The following is a 20386-nucleotide window of genomic DNA, read 5'->3' on the forward strand; positions in this document are numbered from 1 at the left end:
CTAAGCTTACGCGCTAGGGTTGGGTCGGGTCTACGGTGAAGGGTTCGGAAAAGGGCTTATCGGAGTTGGGCGCGGCAGGAAGGGTCAGGCGAATTCGGGCATCTAGCGTTGTGGGCGATCTCAACGGCTGACGAAATAGGCTGGAGGCTTGCTTGAGGTAATCCAGGATCGAGGTTCCGGCTTCGGCAGTGAGAACTTCGGTTTGTCCGCCGCTGACGCGCACAGGCAGGAGTTCAAGCTGCATCTGCTGCTCCTGAAGGCTGAGCTTGAGGGCAAGGGTTTCGTACTGCTGGTTCAGCGGCTCGGCATCCTGCGCTTGATACGGGTCGAGCAGGGAACCCAGCGAATAAACGATCGCCCGTCCGCCGTAAACTTCTGCCCCTTGCGTCACCGTCGGATGGTAGCCAACGACCAGATCTGCTCCATGGTCGATCGCGGCATGGGTGATATTGATTTGCCAGTCTTCCGGGTACGATCGCAAATTCTGGTTCCAGTGATAGCTGACGACGACCCAGTCCACCTGATTGCGAATTGATTTGATGTCTGCTTCAACCTGTTCATTAACGCTGGTGTTGAGTCCAGCAGCATTCTGTGCCGCAGTTTGCAGGCTGACATCGGAATAGCCTAGATAAGCGATCCGCTTACCCTTGATCGAAAAAATTTGCGGACGACGGGCACTTTGCTGATTGGCTCCTGCCCCGATCGGATAGATGCTGGCTTGGCTGAGCGATTTGATTGTCTCGTTGAGCGCGTCGCCGCCGGATTGAATGAGCGGGTTGCTTGCCAGGTTGACTACATTGACCCGATTTGCCTGGAGCTGTTGCAGTGTCAGTGGCGGCAAATTGATAGGAGGCGGTTCTGCAACTGAATCTGTTTCTGCAGAATCGATCGAGGATTCGGATAGGTCTGCTTCGGATGAAGATTCGGATAAATCTGATTCAGACAAGTCAGAACCATCCGTCATTGCTTGAGGAAAAGGTCCAAAGGCTCCGGCTGAATCGGCTGAAGCAGATTGGTCAAACTCAATCGCTGGTTGAGTCGCAGCTTCAGGCGTAGTCTCAGAAGGACTGGTCAAAGGACTGACCGAAGGAGCTACAGAAGGATTTGTAGAAGAATTGGCAGAATGCTCGGTTTGAGCAGCAGTTCCAGCTAAACCAGCTAAAGGCGCATTGAGACTGGAAATCAGCATATCGACGTTTTGCTGCGCGGCGATGCCTGACTGACCTGAGGCTGAAGTGAGCGTGACAGCATTGCTAAACAGCAGAGTAATGGCGGGATCACTGGCATTCGCAGCTGGCAGCTGAACCACCGGAACTTGCTCGAGCGCCGTTTTTACCATGCCCTCATAGCGAGCTCCTGCCGCCGCTTCGGGATTTTGGCTTTTGGCAGTAAAGAGAGTCACTTGATAGCGCAATAGCTCAAAGCCACAGCCCAGCAAAAACGCTGCGATCGCAGAACCGCCTAAAATGACTGCCTTTTGGCGCGGTTTTTGCCGCTGAAACCACTGGATCGATTGCTCAGTAGTCTGCCGAAGCTGACGACCGCTCTGCTGCATTTGCTGCTGACTGTGCTTCAGCCAGTGAGCCGTTTTTCGCTTGAGCGATTTTGGTTTAGACGATGCTCCCGGCTTCGTTTCCGGCTTCGTTCCCGGTTGGGTTTTCGGCACCGTGGGCTGAAAGGCGATCGTGGCAGGCATACTGCCAGAAGCAGCAACAGAAGCGGCAGCAACCGCAGGCATTTGCTCTGAAACTGGAGCCACAGAGTCTTGTAAGGCAACGTTTGAAGCAGTCGAGGCAGCAACCGCGATCGGCACAGGCTGCAAGGAATTCACATCTTGATGTCCCGCTTGGAGAACTGTGGAGCGATGTCCCGCCTGGGGAACTGTCCCACGATCGGCTGCTTGGGCTGTCAGCCTTGTCTCTGTCCCTATTGGTTCTGCCACATTTGGGAAAGGAGAAACGGGGGCAAGATGGGCGGTTTGGGTCCAGAGTATTTCTGCCGAGCCGACAAGCTGCACCTTAAAGTGAACCGATTGAATCACAGGGGAATAAAGCTGGCTCAACCGCTCACCAATAAAGTGAACTAAGCGATCGCGATCGGGAGCTTGACGGCAGAGAATTTGTAGGGTGAGATGTCCGGGCTGATTGGTCGTCGCCTGGACACAAATCCCCTGCGCTACCAGATCGCGGTTCAACCAGAATGCGACTGCTCGCAAATTGCCCGCCCGCGCTAGCTTCACAACCGTCTCTTCCCAAGAGCTTTCTAAATTGGACATCTGCTTCACTCCTCCCGATCAGTTGCTCTGCCCTTACCATCTGCTGATTCATCTCGCTTCAGCGATACCTGCTGAGGATGATCTCAGTCCAGTGCAGCAGCTAAGTAACTTATTCTATTGCCATGCTTTGAATTTGAAGAACTTTACTGCAAGAATTTCGGCGAGAAGCAAGATTATTTTGCTCAGAAGTCGCGGCTATCCTATAAGTTGAGTCCTATCAGTGGTCGGCAAGTCAGCGGTCAGCAAGGGTTGCTCTGCGGTCTGCCTCTGTAATCCATAGCTGTGGTGAATAACTGCGATTCATGCCTTCAATTTTCAATTCTTCCAGCAATCCAGCTCAATCAGAAGATCAAGCCTCTGCTGTGTCAGGGCAACCAGGGTTAGAGCGGCAAGTCGTCCAGGCTTCGAGTATATCGGCTCGTCAGCCTGCTCCGGTAGACGCTTTGATGCCCGATGCCCTGCTGCTCAATGAAGCTTCTGCAATGCCCATCTCGCTGTCGATCGCCCGGCGCGGTCAGGTTCAGCCTCCCTTAGGGCTAATTATTACGATCGCGGTCAGTTTGATGGTTGCAGGGCTATGGTTCAACGCCTTTTGGCTGGGATTTTCTGGGGCAACCGTCGCGCTTCTGGTTTCGCTGCGTGTACTGTGGGTGGCAACCGCAGATGTCCTGATCGAACTGCTTTCTCCGCAGCAGCGCACCCTCTCGATCGGCATTGTGGGACTGATTGCAGCCGTGATCGGCTTTGTTTACCTCACGGGTGGAGCCGATCGGCTGAGCGAATTCCTCAGCCAGCTTAACTGGGATGCGGTGGGAGCGGCGGGAGAAGTAATCGGAGCCGTCGGGCAAATCTTGATTGCACTGCTGGCGGTTTACGTAGCGTGGCGGCAGTATGTGATTTCCAAAAATCTGACGATTCAGCAAAATTTAATCACGCAGCAGCAGACGATCGACACTTATTTTCAGGGAGTTTCTGACCTGGTGCTTGATGAAGAAGGGCTGCTCGAAGATTGGCCCCAGGAACGAGCCATTGCTGAAGGACGCACGGCTGCTATTCTCAGCAGTGTTGATGCCAACGGCAAAGCAAAAGTGCTGCGCTTTTTGTCGCGATCGAGGTTGCTTACCCCGCTAGAGCGCGATCGGCGATTGGGTCGTCCGATTCTGGATGGACTGGGCAGCTATGCCGAAGATCGGGAGTTGGGGGTGCGCGTAATCGATCTGGGGGTAATGCTGGCAAACGCCGATCTAGAAGGAACGGATTTGCGCTGGGTGGATCTCAGCGACATTAACTTAATTCGGGCAAACCTGAGCCGCTGTGAACTGGTGCGCGTCAACTTATCGCGAACGATCCTTTGCGGGGCGAATCTGTCTGAAGCCGATCTACGCGGAGTGCGTTTATTCTACGGTTCGGTAGAAACAGCAACGCCTCGATCGCTGACCGATTTACCCAACTACAAAACAGGTGAATTTACGGGGGCTGTCGTGGAGGGAGCCGATTTCACCGGGGTTCAGCAGTTGTCAGCCGAGCAGCGCTATTACTGCTGTGCCTGGGGCGGGTCAGCCACGCGATCGACGATTCCTGGCGGCTGCGAAGGCATCCCAAACCGATTAAATCGCTAGGGCGGCTGCAAATCCTTGCGTTTAATTCGGTGCAGTGTGGTTTGTTACAGAACGAGTTCAGCAAGAGATACAATCGCCAAATTGCTAATTCAGAAATTAATCGAAATTAGAAATCTTGAGTATTGAAAATCGGCGATTCTGTTGGGAATCCTTGTGATATTGCAATCCCATAATTTTCGATCGACCCAAACTAAATCTCAACCAAAATAGTGTTGAATATAAAAGTTGAATATAAACTTGTATCGCTTGGCACAAAGCTTTTAGTCGCTTCATAACAAAATCTGCAAAAAGCGACCGTTTATTGTTTAGTAATTTCAGGCTGTATCTGAAACCTTTGCTTGTAACTGGGCTTTTATAAAGTCTTTAGCCCTTGCCAGAGGGTCGTCCTGGAAATACAAAGCTTCCTTTCTAGAACTATCCTGTCTTTGCTGTCCCTTGTCTAAGACCTAATCAACTAGCCACTGTCCTATCAAATACCCCATAAACAAAAAATACAGCCCTGCGAATAGCACAAGCCCTAGCCCTACATACGTCCCAAGCATCACAATCAATACCATCCACCGGACTACTTTTGTCCCTCGCAGCTGTTGTCCAGCAATATCTACTGTATTGAAGGGCTGGCTCAACTGCCATAGTAATAGAACAAGATTGGTTGACAAGAGTCCTGCTAACCCTGCTGCTCCCCAGAGCCAGTAACTCTCTTGCACCTGTCGCACCCCCGGAATGAGTGACCCAGCATTGGCACTATTGGGTTGAAAGGCGGGGTCTCGGAGCGGGGAGACCTGATAAACAAATACGCCGCTGGCAATGGTGAGCAGCAGCAACAAGCCCAGGCTGACCCAGGCATAGAATGCTTGATGGCCGAGCGGCCCGTTGAATGGAGAATGGTTTGACTGCCTGCGGTTTCCGGTCATCTTTACGGGGACGGAATCGGGTTTGTTCAGGAACTAAGGGCTGGGGGCAAGGCACTGCTTGTGATCAAGGCTGACGCAATGGGAGGGAGCAAAGTGCCCTACCGAATGAGAGACATAATTCAGGACGTAGATTGCGCTTGCCTGCTTGACGACTCAGACTTAACCCATCGCTCGCTTTGATGCCCTGCTGCTATGAACCGTCCTGCACGGTCACAAAGGACACCATTACACCAGAGCAGAAATACCCGAAAAGCGATCAATCAGAGCTGTCATCTTTCCTTCATTTCCTAACAGCCTCAGAGACCTCGGAGATCTAGTGTGCTGTGCTGACGCATTTGTTAATTTAGCTCGTTTAATTTTGACTGGAGGTCAGCATCGTATTGTTTAATGCGGACGTTATCACTGTGCATTAAACTCTCCCGCAACTGCCTAACCAAGGTTTCAATACCCTGACGAAGGTTCCGAGCAAACTGCACCCCAAAATCCAGAGCTGCCTGCTTCAGTTGTTGCTCCCCCTGTAATATTAAAGCTTCAGCACGATTGAGCTTCTCCATCAGTTCTTGAGCCATAATGCTACTCCAGAACTTTGAAGCGTTACGAGATTTGTGTTTTCCTCGCCATAGCACTTAAACTTGCAGCAAACAGAAAAGCCAAACAGAAAAGCCAAACAGACAAGCCAAGCAGACAAGCCAAAGTAAAGGAGTAGATTTTCTGAGTTCGTTGGGTCGAGTCAGGGTGTTTTGAGTTTTAAGTAGGTTTCTCATGAAAATCATCGGAACTTCATTGCTGTTGCCCGTTCCAACTGGCGTCCTTTGTATTGCGGCTCAACCTGCTGCATCCGAGAATTTGCAGAAGCATAAGGGCGGGTTAATCGGGGGTGCTCAAAAACTCAAGTTTTCGCTCATTGTGCCGACTTATAAAGAAGCGGCGAATGTTGAAGCGATCGTTCAGCAATTGACCCGGTTGCTCAATCCAGTTCTGGGCAATGATTATGAGATTATCCTGGTCGATGATGACAGCCCCGATCGCACCTGGGAAATTGCTCAGTCCCTCATGGCAACCTATCCGATGCTGCAAGTGATGCGGCGACAGCAGGAACGAGGGCTTTCGACGGCAGTGATTCGCGGCTGGCAGGCGGCACGAGGCGAAATTTTGGGCGTGATCGATGGCGATTTGCAGCATCCGCCGGAAGTGCTGTATCAGTTGCTTAAGGCAATTGAGGAAGGAGCAGATTTAGCGGTTGCCAGCCGCCATGTAGACGGGGGTGGCGTGAGTGATTGGAGTCCGACGCGCCGATTTTTGTCACGCGGAGCGCAGGTGTTAGGGTTGCTGATGCTGCCAAATGTGGTGGGGCGAGTGTCTGACCCGATGAGCGGGTACTTTCTCGTGCGGCGATCGGTAATTGCAGAACGACCGATGAGTCCGATCGGCTACAAGATTCTGCTTGAAGTGCTAGGGCGAGGCACGATCGGCGAAGTGGCAGAAGTGGGCTATGTGTTTCAGGAGCGGCAGGAGGGCGAAAGCAAAGTCACCTGGCGACAGTATCTGGATTACGTGGGTCACTTAGTCCGGCTGCGAACCAGTCAGGGCAGAATTGGGCGGCTGCGGCAACGCTTCCCGATCGAGCGATTTGTGCGCTTTGGGCTGGTCGGTTTGAGCGGGGTCTTTGTCGATATGGCGATGCTGTATTTGCTGAGCGACCCAACGATGCTGGGCTGGAACCTGACGCGCAGCAAAATCCTGGCGGCAGAGGTCGCAATTCTGAATAACTTTTTGTGGAACGATCGCTGGACGTTTGGCGATTTGTCGAGCTATCAGCACGGCTGGCAAAAGCGGCTGAAACGGTTTCTGAAATTCAACGCGATTTGCTTATCTGGACTGGTTCTCAACGTTTTGATTCTGAATGTGCTGTTCAACGTCTTCGGAATCAATCGCTATATTGCAAACCTGATGGCGATCGCTGCCGTAACGTTCTGGAATTTCTGGCTCAATTTGAAGTTGAGCTGGCGCGTGACGGATGCGAAGTAGGGGGTAGATGAGTGGATGGGTCAGTGAGTGGATGAGTCAGTCAGTGAGCGGGGGAGCGAATTATTCCACTTCGATCGTTTCTCCGATTTCTGCTGATCGCCTTGCTGCATCTGCAACTTGAAGCGCGTAGAAGCTGGAGTCCAGGCTGACGTAAATGGGGGTCCCGATCGTTAGATAATCCAGCACCTGGGCAGTATCTTTGGCAAAGAGTCCGCGCCGACTGCCAACTTCCAGTGAACGATCGCCTGCTGCGGTGGTGAGTTTTCCCTGTTCGCCGTCGATCGTGAGCGCACCTCGATCGCCTTGAATGGTCAGGGTGCGATCGGTTTGCCAGATCGCTTCGCCTTTGCCGTAAATCACTTCGGCAAGCAGTCCACTAGTAAACCGCAGGTGAGCAATGCAAAGGCAGGAAGAGAAATAGCCGGAGGCTTTAGAGCTATCCCAGAAGCGAGTTTGACAGCTCACGGTTGCCACTTTGCCAAAAAGATCGGTCAGGCGATGAATTCGCGAAACGGCTCCGACTAGCGGAAAGCCAAACTGCTCTCGGTGATAGCTCCACTTCTCAGGAGCGGGCTGCTGCGACATCAGGCTGGCAGAGCGGACATGAAAAGGAATCCCGACTTCGGGCAGGGCAGCCTTGATCGATTGGTGAATGCCGCTCAGCAGTTCGATGTGCTCGACGTGCAGCAGTTTGTTCTGACGCTTTGCCAGGTTGATTAGCTCAAATGCTTCGATCGCCCCTAGCGCAAGCGGATATTCCACCACAACGTGCTTTCCGTATTCCAGCGCAGTCCGGACAATTTTTTCATGCTCATAATTGGCAGAGCAAATCACGACCAGATCGACATCCGATCGCTCCACTAGCTTTTGCCAGGACTTAACAGCAGAAACACCGTGGGTTTGAGCAAAAGCGGCGATTTGATCAGGCTTGTGTCCAGCAATGGTAATGAGCTGCGATCGATCGTCTGCCTGAATCGCCTCTGCTCGTCGTGTCGCTGCATATCCAGTACCGACGATTCCAACTTGGATTGTTCTTGTTTGAGTGCCTGGCATAAGTTTTTCTTCAACGCGCTCCCCTCGGTCATTATTGCAGGCGATTACCCACAAAGGAAAACAGCTCATCGATCGGAGTTAAACTGATTTCTTGCGGGTTTCTTGTGCGTGAGGAATTGTTCTGGTTAAGGCTCAACATTGGAGGACGGCTCGATTCAAAATTGTCCAAAAGGCAATTCAACAATTCTGCGTTTTCGGGCTGGCGATCGTCTGTTTCCTGGGGGGTCAGTTCGGGATTGGGGTTTACCAGGCTGCGGCAGTTCCCTTACCTGCAACGTCGATTGTGGAAACCTTACAGCGAACCCCCCTGACGCTCGAACTTTTGCAGGAACGGCTAAAAGCTCCTACTGAAACTGAGGGAACTCGCCTGGTCGATCTGCGGCGATTAGAGATCGACTTGCGTTCTGAAAATGCTACGTTTCGCGATCAGTTTTACCGCCTGATCCAAACTCAGCTCCAGCGATCAACCCTTCCTCTGGGGCTAGATTTGAGCTATTCCCTGGTGCGGGGCGAACTGAAGATGAGTGATCTGGGAATTCGCACGCCCTTGTATGGGCAAACCCTACCGCCCTTTTTCACCGAACGGGAGCAGGCACAGCTGAATCGCGATCGTCGCCGTCTGTCTCAGGTCAACCAGCTTTCCCAATCATTGCTGCTTCAAACTCAGTTACCGCCTTTGCAGATTACGGTGCTGCGCGGTTCGCTCAATCTGGTGCAGACGCAGTTCGAGGGCTTTGTGAATTTTACAAACACTTTCTTTTTGGGGCGGGTCAACGCTCAGGGAGCCAGGTTTGAGCAAGAGACTGATTGGTCTGAGGCACGATTTAGCCAGCCTCTCACCTTGAGCAATGCCCTGTTTCTGCGTGAAGCTCGCTTTCGCAGCATTCTCTGGTTCGATCGCCTGCGGGCAAATCAGGTGCAGTTTGGCGCGAGCGTCACCTTTCAAAACAGCGAATTTCGAGCGACCGGAAGCTTTCACCAATCCGTTTTTCAGCAGACGGCAAACTTTACCCGAACCCTGTGGCAGCAAAACGCCGACTTTGCCCAGACGCGCTGGCAGAGTGCTGCTTTTTTCGATCGCAGCAAATTTGCTCAAGCCCTTTTTCTGACCGAATCCACGTTCGAAAAACTGCTCAGCTTCCGGCAGGCGCAGTTTGATCGATCGGTCAATTTGCGCGGAGTCAGTGTCCTCGATCAGGCAGATTTTGGCGATGCAAACTTTGCGTCAGGTGTACATCTGAATGTGCCTGACCTTCAATTTGATCCTCGCCATGCTTCGATCCTGGGAAATCCAGGACAGATCGGAGCGGTGCTGTCCGTCCCTACGCTGCAAGGCAACGAGACGCTGCTGCGAAACCTTGTGCAAAACTTTCGTCAGATGCAGCAAATTAGCGATGCGAATCAGATCGAATACACGGCGCAAAAACTTCGATCGCGCCAGATCTGGCAGCGCATTGTGGGCACGGATTTGAATACAGCAAGCACAGAGCAGCTTCAGCGGGCGGGCTTTTCAGCAAAACAGGCAGAAGCAATTCTGCAGGTCCGCAGCCAAACGCCGTTTCGCACAATTAACGATGTGCTGCGCCTCGAAGCGGTCGATCTGGCAACCTATGTTAAAGTGCGTGATCGCATTAGCGTCGGACGTTTTTCTTCTGCAACAGGCTGGCTGGGCGATGGCTTAAAGTGGCTGGGTCTGAGTTTGTTGCTACTGCTAACTCGCTATGGCACGAGCTTCTGGCTAATCTTCGGCGTGGGCATTGTCGGAGTTGCCTATTTTGGGCTGGTATTTTGGCTGATTGATCGCGTTCGTCGTCGCTACCCCAAACCGATTCTGCCTGACCGGATCGAGGTAGGGTGGATTTTGAGCGGGTTTAGTGTGATTACGATCGGCGGACTGGTTGCCATGTTTCGCAGTGCCGAACAGCCAATGCTGACGCTATTTTGTCTGGGATTGGTGACTTTGCCCATCCCGCTCGCCCTGGTCGCGCTCATCTATTGGCAAGGACGCTACCACGACCTGATGGATGTCAGCTATTTCGTTGAAGATGCGACCCTGCGCCAGTTGCGCTTTCTCATCGGCAGACTGCCCGTGATCCCCGCCTACCCGCTTTTTCGCGAACGCTATATGCCTATCCTGTGGAAACGTCGCTGGGGTTGGCTCAACTACTTCGATTTCAGCTTAAATAATTTGCTGCGATTTGGATTCAACGACATCCGCCTACGCGATGAACACGTACCCGGACTGATTACGACCCTTGCCTGGTATCAGTGGAGCCTCGGACTGCTTTATCTTGCGCTGCTGCTCTGGACGCTTTCGCGGACGATTCCCGGATTGAATCTGCTGATTTACTTTAAATAAACAAGTAGGAAATAGGCAAGTAGGCGATCGCCTTTCACCGATAGTCGATCGGCAGCTTTTCAACAGGGGGAGTGAACTGCGATAAAATCACAGAGAGTCTTAACAATTGTTCACCTTCACTCCCATTGCTAATTCGATGGCACTTCCTCCAGCCGATACGCCACTCTACAACCATCCTCTACCCGATATCGAATCCTGGCTTCAGTCAAAGGGCTGTGAGCAGGACGAAAACGATATTCACCGCTGGCATATTCAGCAGCCCGCCTGGACAGCAGAAATTTCAATGGAGGTCGATTCGCTGCTGGTTCGCTACCTGGAAGCTGCTCAAGACGGAGGGGATATTCAGCGATCGTTCAAATATTCCCTGAGCCGTCAGGATCTCGATGAAGCCATCTTCTCCGGTCCCTAAACGGCTATAAGGAAATTAAACCTTGCCAAACCGCCGATCGCGCTGTTGATACGCCGAAAGTGCCTGGTGAAACTCTGCCCGGTTAAAGTCGGGCCACAGGGTGTCGGTGACGTACAGTTCTGCGTAAGCAACCTGCCACAGTAAGAAGTTACTGATTCGCATCTCGCCACTGGTTCGGATCAGCAGATCGGGATCGCTGTTGCCTGCGGTGTAGAGGTGTCGCTCAAACAGGGCTTCGTCGATTTCACTAGGGTCAATTAAGCCCTGCTGGACTTTGGTCGCGATCGATCGGCAAGCCTGAAGAATCTCCTGCCGTCCGCCGTAGTTGGTTGCAACAGTAAACTGAATTCCCGGATTATTGCGGGTTGTTTCGACTGCTTTCGTAATCTCGTCTTGAAGCGAGGAGGGCAGGGCTTGCAGATTGCCGACAAACTGGATGCGGACGTTCTCCGACATCATTTCCCGCAGCTCTTGCCGCAGAACTCGCTCAAATAGGGTCATCAAAAAATCGACTTCTTCCAGGGGGCGACCCCAGTTTTCCGTGGAAAAGGCGTAGGCGGTGAGTGCCTCAACGCCCCAATCCCGACAGCAGCGCAGCAAATCCTTCAGCGTATCGACTCCGCGCCGATGCCCCATGATTCGAGGCAGACCGCGCTGTTTTGCCCAGCGACCGTTACCGTCCATAATCACCGCAACGTGCTTGGGTAACCGTGCCCGATCAAGGTCAGGCGGTAAAACTTGCAGGTAGGTCTGTTGTGCCGTGATCGATTGTGCCGTCATTTTTTCTCCCGTGAAGCCGATGATGAAAAGCGAAACAGGCGTGAAACCAGCGCGGCGATTCGAGTACCGAGTTGACGACCAAGGCTCCGCAACTGCGGCGCGACCACTTCGCGATCGACCGTTTGAGAAAATTTCTGCCTGAGCAACTCCCTCAGTTTACTGCTGGTTAAGGGTCGATTGAGGATACCCCGTTCTGCCAGGGAAATTGACCCCGTTTCTTCAGATACAACGACGCAAACGCAATTTTCGACTCTTTCCGTAATGCCCATTGCAGCTCGATGACGAGTGCCTAACTGGCGCGAAGCCGTTCGCTCCGAGATAGGCAAGATTACGCCTGCCGCAACGACCCGCGACCCACGAATCAAGGTCGCGCCGTCATGGAGCAGCGTCGAGGTCTGAAAAATGGTCTGGATCAGTTCCTTAGAGACTTCGGCATTGAGCCGCACCCCCGGAACAGAAAAATCGCGCTCGTCGATCGTCCCATTAGTCTCCAAGATGAGCAGTGCCCCGGTTCGGTTTTGAGACAATTCTTTGACCGCATCAACAATTTCGTCAATCACGCTGTCCGCCTTAGGAACGGCTTCCTTTGCAGGACGGATAAGCTGAAGGACTTCACCCCGCCCAAGTTGTTCGAGCGATCGGCGAAACTCCCCCTGCAAAATTAACGCCATTGCCACCGCAGAGCCAATCACCAGCTTTTCTAGCACAAAAGTGAGCAGCCGTAGCCGCAGCGCACTTCCCAGCGCAGAAGCCAGCATCAGAATGATCAAGCCGCGCACCATCCAGAGCGTTCGCCGTTCGCCGATAATCACCAGGATCATATAGGTCAATACCAGCACCAAGCCAACATCGATGACGGGCAGCAGCAAGGACCAAGCCCAGCTAAGGTGTGTCAGCCATTGCCTCAAAAAAGAACCCATCGGATTGATTCTGGTTTACCCTTCTCCAAGTGACCTTAGGAACCGGAAAGACGAGGGTGAGGCGAAAAAACTTCATGGGTCTTTCATGCCTCAGCCTGATTCTTGTATTTCGCTTAAACTAATCTCTCGAACAGACTAATCTCTCTGGCAAGGAATCCTGTCGGATTAAATCCTGATAAGTTTCCCGTTGCAGAATCACGCTGGCTTCACCCTGGTTAACCAGGACTGCCGCCGGACGAGGCAACCGATTGTAGTTGGATGCCATGCTGTAGTTGTATGCCCCAGTCGCCATCACAACCAGCACATCCCCTGCCTTAGTTTCGGGCAAGCTTGCCTGCTTGATCACAATATCCCCAGATTCACAGTGTTTGCCTGCAACCCTAACCGTCTCTGTCATCAGTGCAGACATCCGGTTTGCGACTGCTGCCCGGTAAATCGACTGATACGTGATCGGACGTGGATTATCCGACATCCCGCCATCCACACTAACGTATGTTCGGATACCTGGGATCACTTTTTGACTACCGATCGTATAAGCCGTGACGCAGGCAGAGCCAATCAGCGATCGCCCCGGTTCAGCAATTAGCTTGGGCAAGGGCACCCCTTGAGCTTCACAAGCTTTCACCACGCCTTCACACACCACTTTTACCCATTCATCAATGCTGGGCGGATCGTCGGATTCTGTGTAGCGAATGCCCAAACCGCCGCCGATGTCGAGTTCCTGAACTGGTAAGCCGTACTGTGCCGCCTTGCTCATCCACTGTACCATCACGCTACCCAGATCGCCGTGGGGCTGGATTTCAAAAATCTGAGAGCCAATATGGGCGTGTAAGCCGACACAGTTCAGCTCCGGCTGCTGGCTAATGTACTGAAAGACAGATTCAAGCTGATCGGGGTCAAAGCCAAATTTGCTGTCGATGTGCCCGGTGCGGATGTATTCGTGCGTATGGCACTCAATACCAGGCGTAATCCTCAGCATGATTCGAACTGAGGAGCTCGGCTTGAGGGCAACCAGGGTTTTGAGTTCGTGCCAGTTGTCAGCAACGATCGTACAGCCTGACTCGATCGCATACTGAAGCTCTTCGATCGACTTATTATTGCCGTGGAAATAGGTTACCTCAGGTTTCAATCCGGCTTTGAGTGCTGTGTACAGTTCGCCGCCGGATACCACGTCAATCCCTAAGCCTTCGCTAGCGACGATCGCGTTCACTGCCAGACAGTTCCAGGCTTTCGAGGCGTAGATCACCAGCGACTCTGCCGGATAGTATTTTTGGAAGGCTTGTCGATATTGCTGGCAAGCGGTGCGGAGCGTTTCTTCGTCCAGAATATAAAGCGGTGAGCCAAAGCGTTTCACTAGATTGACAACATCACAGCCACCAATCTCTAGATGGTCTTGCTCATTCACGCGTGCCGTCAACGGCAGCAAAAATTGGTTGGGTGAGGCGTTATTAGAAATCTCAGTCATCACATATTGACGACCGGATTGAACAACCTCGACAGTCGGAGTTGAAACCATTCCTATATCTCTATCCTTAAACTCGCTGAAACTTGCCTGAAAGTCCTGGCTGAACTTGCTTACCAAGGTAAGGGGTGCAGTCTTTAGATCGCTGAATGTCGATTCGCGTTCCTGCCTCACCTAATACTCAGTGTACAATTGGGGGCTGTGCATCCTGAAACTGATTTTCAAAGACCTTTGTGAATTTCCTCAAGTTAGAGCTGCTGACTGAAGATCTGTTACCCGATGTGGTTGAACTCGATCGCCGCTGTCTAGGTGGTTTGTGGTCGATCGAAGGCTACCGTCGCGAAATTGAAAGTCCAAACAGCGATTTGCTGGTTCTGAAGCAAGAGGCGATCGAAGGGGAGAGTTTTGATGCTGAATCAGAGCATTGCCCCGCCCCCCAACCCCTTCCGAGCGGAGGACTTTTGAGCCATCAAAATCTTTCCCCATCTCAAAGCTCCCCCTGCATGGGGAATTTAGGGGGTGATGCAGGACTTCCAACTTCAACTCAGCAGTCCTCAACTTCCCTGATTGGCTTGGGCTGCCTGTGGGCGATCGCTGAAGAAGCACATATTACCGTTCTGGCGATCGATCCCGCTTATCGGCAACTGGGACTCGGCCAGGCAATTCTCTACGCGCTCCTTGTTTCGGCAAATAAACGTGGCTTGGAGTGGGCAACGCTGGAAGTGCGGGCAGGAAATGCGGCAGCAATCCGGCTGTACGAGAAATTTGGCTTCCGAGAAGTGGGGCGGCGCAAAAGGTATTACTCCGATGGTGAAGACGCGCTGATTTTGTGGCGAAGCGGGCTGCAAAAACCGGAGTTTCGGCTGTGGGTTCAGGAGGGCGATCGGGAGGTGCGCGATCGATTACGAGAGTCTAACTACGAAATTTCGCTAGAACCTGCCCTGCAAACCTCTTTTACTGAAATTTCCTAAATTTTCCGCTTGACTTTTGATGCTGTTTTTAATAAAAATCCCCCTTTGGAGGTAGCTTCTTAGTTTTCTCTCTTCATCGGCTAACCCATCAGGATTTCAGGGGATCAGCAGCCCGCTTGATTCGGAGATCCCTACCTTGGACGAGCTGTTCATCAGTGACAGCTTGAGAATTTTCCTATGCTAAAATCAGCGTACCGGCACGCACCAGGTGATAAAGGAACGCCATGTTTGAACGCTTCACAGAAAAAGCCATTAAGGTGATTATGCTTGCCCAGGAAGAAGCCCGTCGCCTGGGACATAACTTCGTGGGTACAGAGCAGATCCTCCTGGGTCTGATTGGAGAAGGGACCGGCGTCGCCGCCAAAGTGCTGAAATCTATGGGTGTCAATCTTAAAGATGCCCGGATTGAAGTTGAAAAAATCATTGGTCGAGGTTCCGGCTTCGTCGCAGTTGAGATTCCCTTCACGCCTCGCGCTAAGCGGGTTCTAGAGCTATCGCTTGAGGAAGCTCGACAGCTTGGACACAACTACATTGGTACAGAGCATCTGCTGCTGGGACTCATCCGCGAAGGCGAAGGGGTTGCTGCACGAGTGCTGGAAAACCTTGGCGTTGACTTGTCCAAGGTTCGGACGCAAGTCATTCGAATGCTGGGCGAAACCGCCGAAGTGTCTGCCGGAGGAAGTCAAGGACGCACCAAGACTCCCACCCTGGACGAGTTTGGTTCCAACCTGACCCAAATGGCAGCCGAAGGCAAGCTCGATCCCGTAGTCGGTCGCCAGAAAGAAATCGAGCGCGTAATTCAGATCCTCGGTCGTCGTACCAAAAACAACCCGGTGTTGATTGGAGAACCCGGTGTAGGTAAAACGGCGATTGCAGAAGGTCTGGCACAGCGCATTTCCAACAACGATATCCCCGATATCCTCGAAGAGAAGCGTGTCGTCACGCTAGACATCGGTTTGCTGGTAGCAGGAACCAAGTATCGGGGTGAATTTGAGGAACGTCTTAAGAAAATTATGGATGAGATCCGCCAAGCGGGTAACGTCATCCTGGTGATCGACGAGGTTCATACCCTGATTGGAGCAGGTGCAGCCGAAGGGGCGATCGATGCTGCCAACATTCTGAAGCCTGCTTTGGCACGGGGCGAACTCCAGTGTATTGGTGCGACGACACTGGACGAATACCGCAAGCACATCGAGCGGGACGCTGCCCTGGAACGCCGTTTCCAGCCTGTCATGGTGGGTGAACCGACGGTTGATGAAACGATTGAAATTCTTCACGGTCTGCGCGATCGCTACGAGCAGCACCACAAGCTGAAAATTTCTGACCTGGCCTTAGAAGCTGCCGCGAAGCTGTCTGACCGCTACATCTCCGATCGCTATCTGCCGGACAAGGCGATCGACCTGATTGATGAGGCAGGCTCTCGCGTTCGTTTGATCAACTCCCAGCTGCCCCCGGCCGCGAAGGAACTCGACAAAGAACTGCGCCAAGTTCTGAAAGAAAAAGACGATGCGGTGCGTTCTCAGGACTTTGACCGGGCAGGCGAACTGCGCGATCGGGAAATGGAAATTAAGGCGCAAATTCGCTCGATCGCTCAGAACCGCAAGACTGATTCCACTGAAGGTGATGATTCACCGGTTGTGGATGAAGAGGATATCGCTCACATTGTTGCTTCCTGGACAGGTGTTCCGGTGAATAAGCTGACGGAATCTGAATCCGAGAAGCTGCTGCACATGGAAGACACCCTGCATACGCGCATGGTTGGTCAGGAAGAGGCAGTCAAGGCAATTTCTCGCGCTATCCGTCGTGCCCGTGTGGGTCTGAAGAATCCCAACCGTCCGATCGCAAGCTTTATCTTCTCGGGTCCAACTGGGGTAGGTAAAACTGAATTGGCGAAGACGCTGGCTTCCTACTTCTTCGGCTCTGAAGAAGCGATGATTCGTCTGGATATGTCGGAGTACATGGAGCGGCACACCGTTTCTAAGCTGATTGGTTCGCCTCCAGGCTACGTGGGCTATAACGAAGGCGGTCAATTGACTGAGGCTGTGCGTCGTCGTCCCTACACCGTCGTTCTGTTTGACGAGATCGAGAAAGCGCATCCGGATGTGTTCAACATGCTGCTGCAAATCCTGGAAGACGGTCGCCTGACCGATGCGAAAGGACGCACAGTGGACTTCAAGAACACGCTGCTGATCATGACCTCGAACATTGGTTCTAAGGTGATTGAGAAGGGCGGCGGTGGTCTGGGCTTCGACTTTACTTCGGAAAGCCAGGACGAAGCGAATTACAACCGCATTCGATCGCTGGTGAACGAAGAACTGAAGCAGTACTTCCGTCCTGAGTTCTTGAACCGTCTGGATGAAATTATCGTCTTCCGTCAGCTCAAGAAAGAGGAAATCAAGCAGATTGCCAATATTCTGCTGAAGGAAGTTACGGGTCGCCTCACCGAGCAGGGCATTACCCTCGAAGTGACCGAACGCTTCATGGAGCGTCTGATCGAAGAGGGCTACAACCCCAGCTATGGGGCACGTCCGCTACGTCGGGCAATCATGCGCTTGCTGGAAGACTCGCTCGCAGAAGAAATTCTATCCGGTCGGGTCAAGGGCGGCGACACCGCAGTGGTGGACATCAACGAAGACGGACAGGTGCAGGTTCGTCAGGGCGAGAAGCGCGAACTGTTGCCTCAAGCCGTTGAATAGTCGTTGAGTCTTGAAGGCTAACAAAAGCTAAATTGAAGGACGGTAGTTCGGTCAGGCGATCGGGCTACCGTTTTTTTATTTCTGGACTAGATATAAAGATCCTGCTGCTCAGTTGCTAGGGCATCAAACACCACTTCAAATTTGCATCCCGGATCAAGACGACGCAAAATTTTGGCGTAGCCGTCCGCATCGGAGTAGTGATAAAACCAGCCCACGTCAACTCGCCGCATCTGGGGCAAAAGGCGCACGACAGCCCACCGCTTCCGTAAGCGATCGCTATAAGTCATAATAGGTTGTCTCCTAAATTAACAATGGAGCTTGAGCCAGTGCAGAACTTCTCAGGGGACGCACTGGTTTTTAGCTATGAGCACTGTACCACACAACGTCACCTTGTATATACAAGGTTAGACCTTTAGAAGCGATCGTGCCTGTTTGAGATTTAGAGCGTTGACAATCCGGTGGCGACTGAGGGAAATTATGGCTCGGCAACGCATGACGAATAAGCGTTTAGCCGACTTGATGGGCGTTCACCCAAATGCGGTATCCCATTTAAAGAATCAGGACATCATGCCGCGCATTGGCGCAGAAACACTAGACGCACTCTGTAAGTTTTTGGACTGTACTCCGTCTGATTTGATTGAGTATGTGCCGGATGAAGAATGATGAGGGCGATCATTAGGTGATCGGGCTATAGTTTTCTGTTGGAACTTCCTGATCCAGCAACTTCTTGGGTAGCGACTCTATACATTCTTCCTGATTCACCCGCCTTTTACAGGTAAGCTTACGCAGAGCAAGCATAGGGTAAAGCCCAGAAAGATATTGAGGGATACCCTGTAGGGTCTGCGAACCTTAGATTAGAAATGGCAAGTATTTTAGCGGATGGGTATGATTTTATAAGTTGAGAGGTTAAGCATATTGGTAGGCTAAGTTGATAATGGAGCCCTCAAACCGGATAAAAATAATTTCAGAAATTGCGCGTAGCCTAGACTCTGAAGAGTATTCGTTAATAGATTTAATACTCCGACAATTTGGGCTTCCTTGGGCAGACCAATGGAATGGGGACAAAACCAGCTACGTTATTGAAATGATTGAAGGAGGGGATGATCAAACCCTATTGAGTTTGGCATCTCATCTCGGAATTAACTCCGTAAATAATCCTGGCGTAACAAAGTTTACCCGTGCTGAGATAAAAGACCTTTTACAGAACATTAATCAGCAAAAAGCTGTGATGATTAATGTTGCCACTGGCGGTTCACGTATCCAAGAAGTAAATGAGGAATACAAAGAAAGAAGAATTTCAGTAATGTCAAAATTACAAACGATGGGTCTTCAAGACCCTAATCCATTTTCAGATCTATGGAGTTGGTATAACAAATGGAGTGATGGGAGCTTGCCAACTTATGGATCTCGGCGAGAATATATTTCTAATTTATATCAACAACTTGTTGATAATTTAATAGTTCTACTGCAACAAGTAGAATCTCAACAGCTCCTAGAGCCTACAGGTTGGGCTAGAGTTGATCGCAATATAGACAAAATAGTAAGAGCATTAGCTAATGCTCATAATGAGGAGGATTACCAAGCAGCAGGATTACTATGTCGAGAGACAATCATATCTCTAGCGCAAGCAGTATATGACCCAGAGAAGTATTCCTCTTTAGATGGGGTGGCTCCAAGTGAAACTGATGCAAAAAGAATGCTTGAAAGCTATATTGCTGTTGAATTAGCTGGCGGTTCAAAAGAGGCTTTACGGAAGTATGTTAAGGATGCTTATCAATTAGCTGTTACCCTTCAACACAAACGGAATGCAACTTTCCGAGAGGCGGCTCTCTGTGTAGAAGCTACTCGTTCGCTTGTAAACTCCATTGCAATTATTTCTGGGCAGAGAGAGCTATAGTGCAGGCTAATAACCCCGGTGCGGCAGGTTGATCAAAGCCGCTTGTGGTGTTGCAAAAGTTGTCGCAACAGCTGACTGGGAACGCTACTTAGCGGGAGGAAGCAATCGCCCTCATTCCCCTTGAGCCAGCCTAACCTCGAACCTGCCAGCATTCTATCTGTTACCATCAGAACAAAGTTAACCCAAGTGTTACCAACGCCTTTAGCGATCGAGCCATCATTTATCCAGAGATTGTAATAAAGGAATGAGTTTCGATTTCTCAACTACATAAACTTTTTGGACTTTGTTCGATCGAATTGAAACTTCTGCATTTGAGAAAGCGACGATCGCAGTTACATAACCCAGGTTCTTTTTCTTCCTAACCTGCAAAGCCTGCTTCGTCGCCTGCGTCAGGAAATCCTTCTCGAACGGGTAAGTCATTTTTCCCATCTGACGCTGGAGCTGTTTTCCGTCCGTGATGACTGTGCCGCGATGCGATTTGACATCAATGACAAAAGCTTTTTTTTGAGGAGAAATGCAAACGATGTCAGCATCTCCTAGTCGATTTCCTAAATGCATTCCGTACTCAATCTGCCAGCCTGCCTGCTGGAGTGGAAGCATCGCTTGAGCCATGTCTTCCTCACCTTTAGCCCCCTGGTCAGCATGATTAGCACGCTTCCACAGATAGATTCCGTTTGCCATTGAGCCTATCGCGATCACAATAAGGAGAGCGTAAAGGGCTGGTGGCAGATTTAGCGAGGGCTGAGTTTGAGTAGGATTCAGAGCGGACATCTGTTTCAGGAAATTTTCGAAAAGCCTCTCCAGAAGAAATGGAAAGGCAATGGCTAAAGCGGCTGAGGAAAAGGAAGCGATCGCCTTAATCCTTCTTCTGATTGCAAGCTGGCGGACATTTTGTCCAGCTCCTCGTTGAGATTGCGGCATTGGATTGGCATTGAGTGAAACTGATATAGAGTGCCCAGTATGAATGAGCAATTGCCGCAGTTTATTTCAGGTGTAGTCGATC

Annotated in this window: 17 protein-coding genes; 8 read left to right on the top strand and 9 right to left on the bottom strand. The window is 51.5% G+C overall.

The window, feature by feature from the left end; all coding sequences use genetic code 11:
• Positions 1-13: 13 nt before the first annotated feature.
• Positions 14-2275: a CapA family protein gene (locus tag NDA02_RS22125; RefSeq protein WP_348255906.1), complete on the bottom strand. Its 2262-nt coding sequence runs from the start codon at positions 2273-2275 to the stop codon at positions 14-16.
• A gap of 302 nt (positions 2276-2577) precedes the next feature.
• Here NDA02_RS22125 and NDA02_RS22130 point away from each other — a divergent pair, with 302 nt between their 5' ends.
• Positions 2578-3894: a pentapeptide repeat-containing protein gene (locus NDA02_RS22130; RefSeq protein WP_348255908.1), complete on the top strand. Its 1317-nt coding sequence runs from the start codon at positions 2578-2580 to the stop codon at positions 3892-3894.
• Between the two features lie 446 nt (positions 3895-4340).
• Here the strand turns inward: NDA02_RS22130 and NDA02_RS22135 are convergent, their stop codons facing one another.
• Positions 4341-4808, bottom strand: coding sequence for a hypothetical protein (locus NDA02_RS22135; RefSeq protein ID WP_348255910.1), 468 nt, complete (start codon positions 4806-4808; stop codon positions 4341-4343).
• A 338-nt stretch (positions 4809-5146) separates the two neighbouring features.
• Positions 5147-5377 carry a hypothetical protein gene (locus NDA02_RS22140; protein ID WP_190793527.1) on the bottom strand — a complete coding sequence of 77 codons (231 nt, stop codon included), beginning with the start codon at positions 5375-5377 and terminating at the stop codon, positions 5147-5149.
• A gap of 193 nt (positions 5378-5570) precedes the next feature.
• On the opposite strand from NDA02_RS22140, the gene NDA02_RS22145 reads away from it, so the two are divergent.
• Positions 5571-6836, top strand: a complete 1266-nt coding sequence (locus tag NDA02_RS22145; protein WP_190793528.1) for a glycosyltransferase — start codon at positions 5571-5573, stop codon at positions 6834-6836.
• A 60-nt stretch (positions 6837-6896) separates the two neighbouring features.
• On the opposite strand, the gene NDA02_RS22150 is transcribed toward NDA02_RS22145, so the two are convergent.
• Positions 6897-7889 (bottom strand): Gfo/Idh/MocA family oxidoreductase, encoded by a 993-nt coding sequence (locus NDA02_RS22150; RefSeq protein ID WP_348255912.1) that lies wholly within the window; start codon positions 7887-7889, stop codon positions 6897-6899.
• Positions 7890-8172: 283 nt separating this feature from the next.
• On the opposite strand from NDA02_RS22150, the gene NDA02_RS22155 reads away from it, so the two are divergent.
• Entirely contained in the window at positions 8173-10248 is a 2076-nt protein-coding gene (locus NDA02_RS22155; protein ID WP_348255914.1) for a pentapeptide repeat-containing protein, read from the top strand.
• Positions 10249-10384: 136 nt separating this feature from the next.
• Positions 10385-10657 carry a DUF3143 domain-containing protein gene (locus NDA02_RS22160; protein ID WP_190793530.1) on the top strand — a complete coding sequence of 91 codons (273 nt, stop codon included), beginning with the start codon at positions 10385-10387 and terminating at the stop codon, positions 10655-10657.
• Positions 10658-10672: 15 nt separating this feature from the next.
• Here the strand turns inward: NDA02_RS22160 and uppS are convergent, their stop codons facing one another.
• From uppS to lysA, 3 genes are all read right to left on the bottom strand, one after another.
• A complete protein-coding gene (gene uppS, locus NDA02_RS22165; protein ID WP_190793546.1) occupies positions 10673-11422 on the bottom strand; it encodes a polyprenyl diphosphate synthase in 750 nt (249 codons plus the stop codon).
• A gap of 11 nt (positions 11423-11433) precedes the next feature.
• Positions 11434-12357 carry a diadenylate cyclase CdaA gene (gene cdaA / locus NDA02_RS22170; protein WP_190793531.1) on the bottom strand — a complete coding sequence of 308 codons (924 nt, stop codon included), beginning with the start codon at positions 12355-12357 and terminating at the stop codon, positions 11434-11436.
• Positions 12358-12475: 118 nt separating this feature from the next.
• Positions 12476-13873, bottom strand: coding sequence for a diaminopimelate decarboxylase (gene lysA / locus NDA02_RS22175; RefSeq protein ID WP_190793532.1), 1398 nt, complete (start codon positions 13871-13873; stop codon positions 12476-12478).
• A gap of 179 nt (positions 13874-14052) precedes the next feature.
• On the opposite strand from lysA, the gene rimI reads away from it, so the two are divergent.
• On the top strand, positions 14053-14790 hold the full coding sequence (gene rimI, locus NDA02_RS22180; protein WP_347277909.1) for a ribosomal protein S18-alanine N-acetyltransferase: 738 nt from the start codon (positions 14053-14055) through the stop codon (positions 14788-14790).
• 224 nt (positions 14791-15014) lie between these two features.
• Positions 15015-17486: an ATP-dependent Clp protease ATP-binding subunit gene (locus tag NDA02_RS22185; RefSeq protein WP_190793533.1), complete on the top strand. Its 2472-nt coding sequence runs from the start codon at positions 15015-15017 to the stop codon at positions 17484-17486.
• Between the two features lie 86 nt (positions 17487-17572).
• On the opposite strand, the gene NDA02_RS22190 is transcribed toward NDA02_RS22185, so the two are convergent.
• On the bottom strand, positions 17573-17773 hold the full coding sequence (locus tag NDA02_RS22190; RefSeq protein WP_348255917.1) for a hypothetical protein: 201 nt from the start codon (positions 17771-17773) through the stop codon (positions 17573-17575).
• A 160-nt stretch (positions 17774-17933) separates the two neighbouring features.
• Here NDA02_RS22190 and NDA02_RS22195 point away from each other — a divergent pair, with 160 nt between their 5' ends.
• Entirely contained in the window at positions 17934-18149 is a 216-nt protein-coding gene (locus NDA02_RS22195; RefSeq protein WP_277879248.1) for a helix-turn-helix domain-containing protein, read from the top strand.
• A gap of 271 nt (positions 18150-18420) precedes the next feature.
• Positions 18421-19383 carry a hypothetical protein gene (locus NDA02_RS22200; RefSeq protein WP_190793536.1) on the top strand — a complete coding sequence of 321 codons (963 nt, stop codon included), beginning with the start codon at positions 18421-18423 and terminating at the stop codon, positions 19381-19383.
• A 216-nt stretch (positions 19384-19599) separates the two neighbouring features.
• On the opposite strand, the gene NDA02_RS22205 is transcribed toward NDA02_RS22200, so the two are convergent.
• Entirely contained in the window at positions 19600-20304 is a 705-nt protein-coding gene (locus NDA02_RS22205) for a nuclease-related domain-containing protein (protein WP_190793537.1), read from the bottom strand.
• Positions 20305-20386 lie beyond the last annotated feature (82 nt).

Source organism: Leptolyngbya sp. ST-U4 (assembly GCF_039962215.1).
Classification (GTDB): Bacteria; Cyanobacteriota; Cyanobacteriia; order Elainellales; family Elainellaceae; genus Leptolyngbya_A.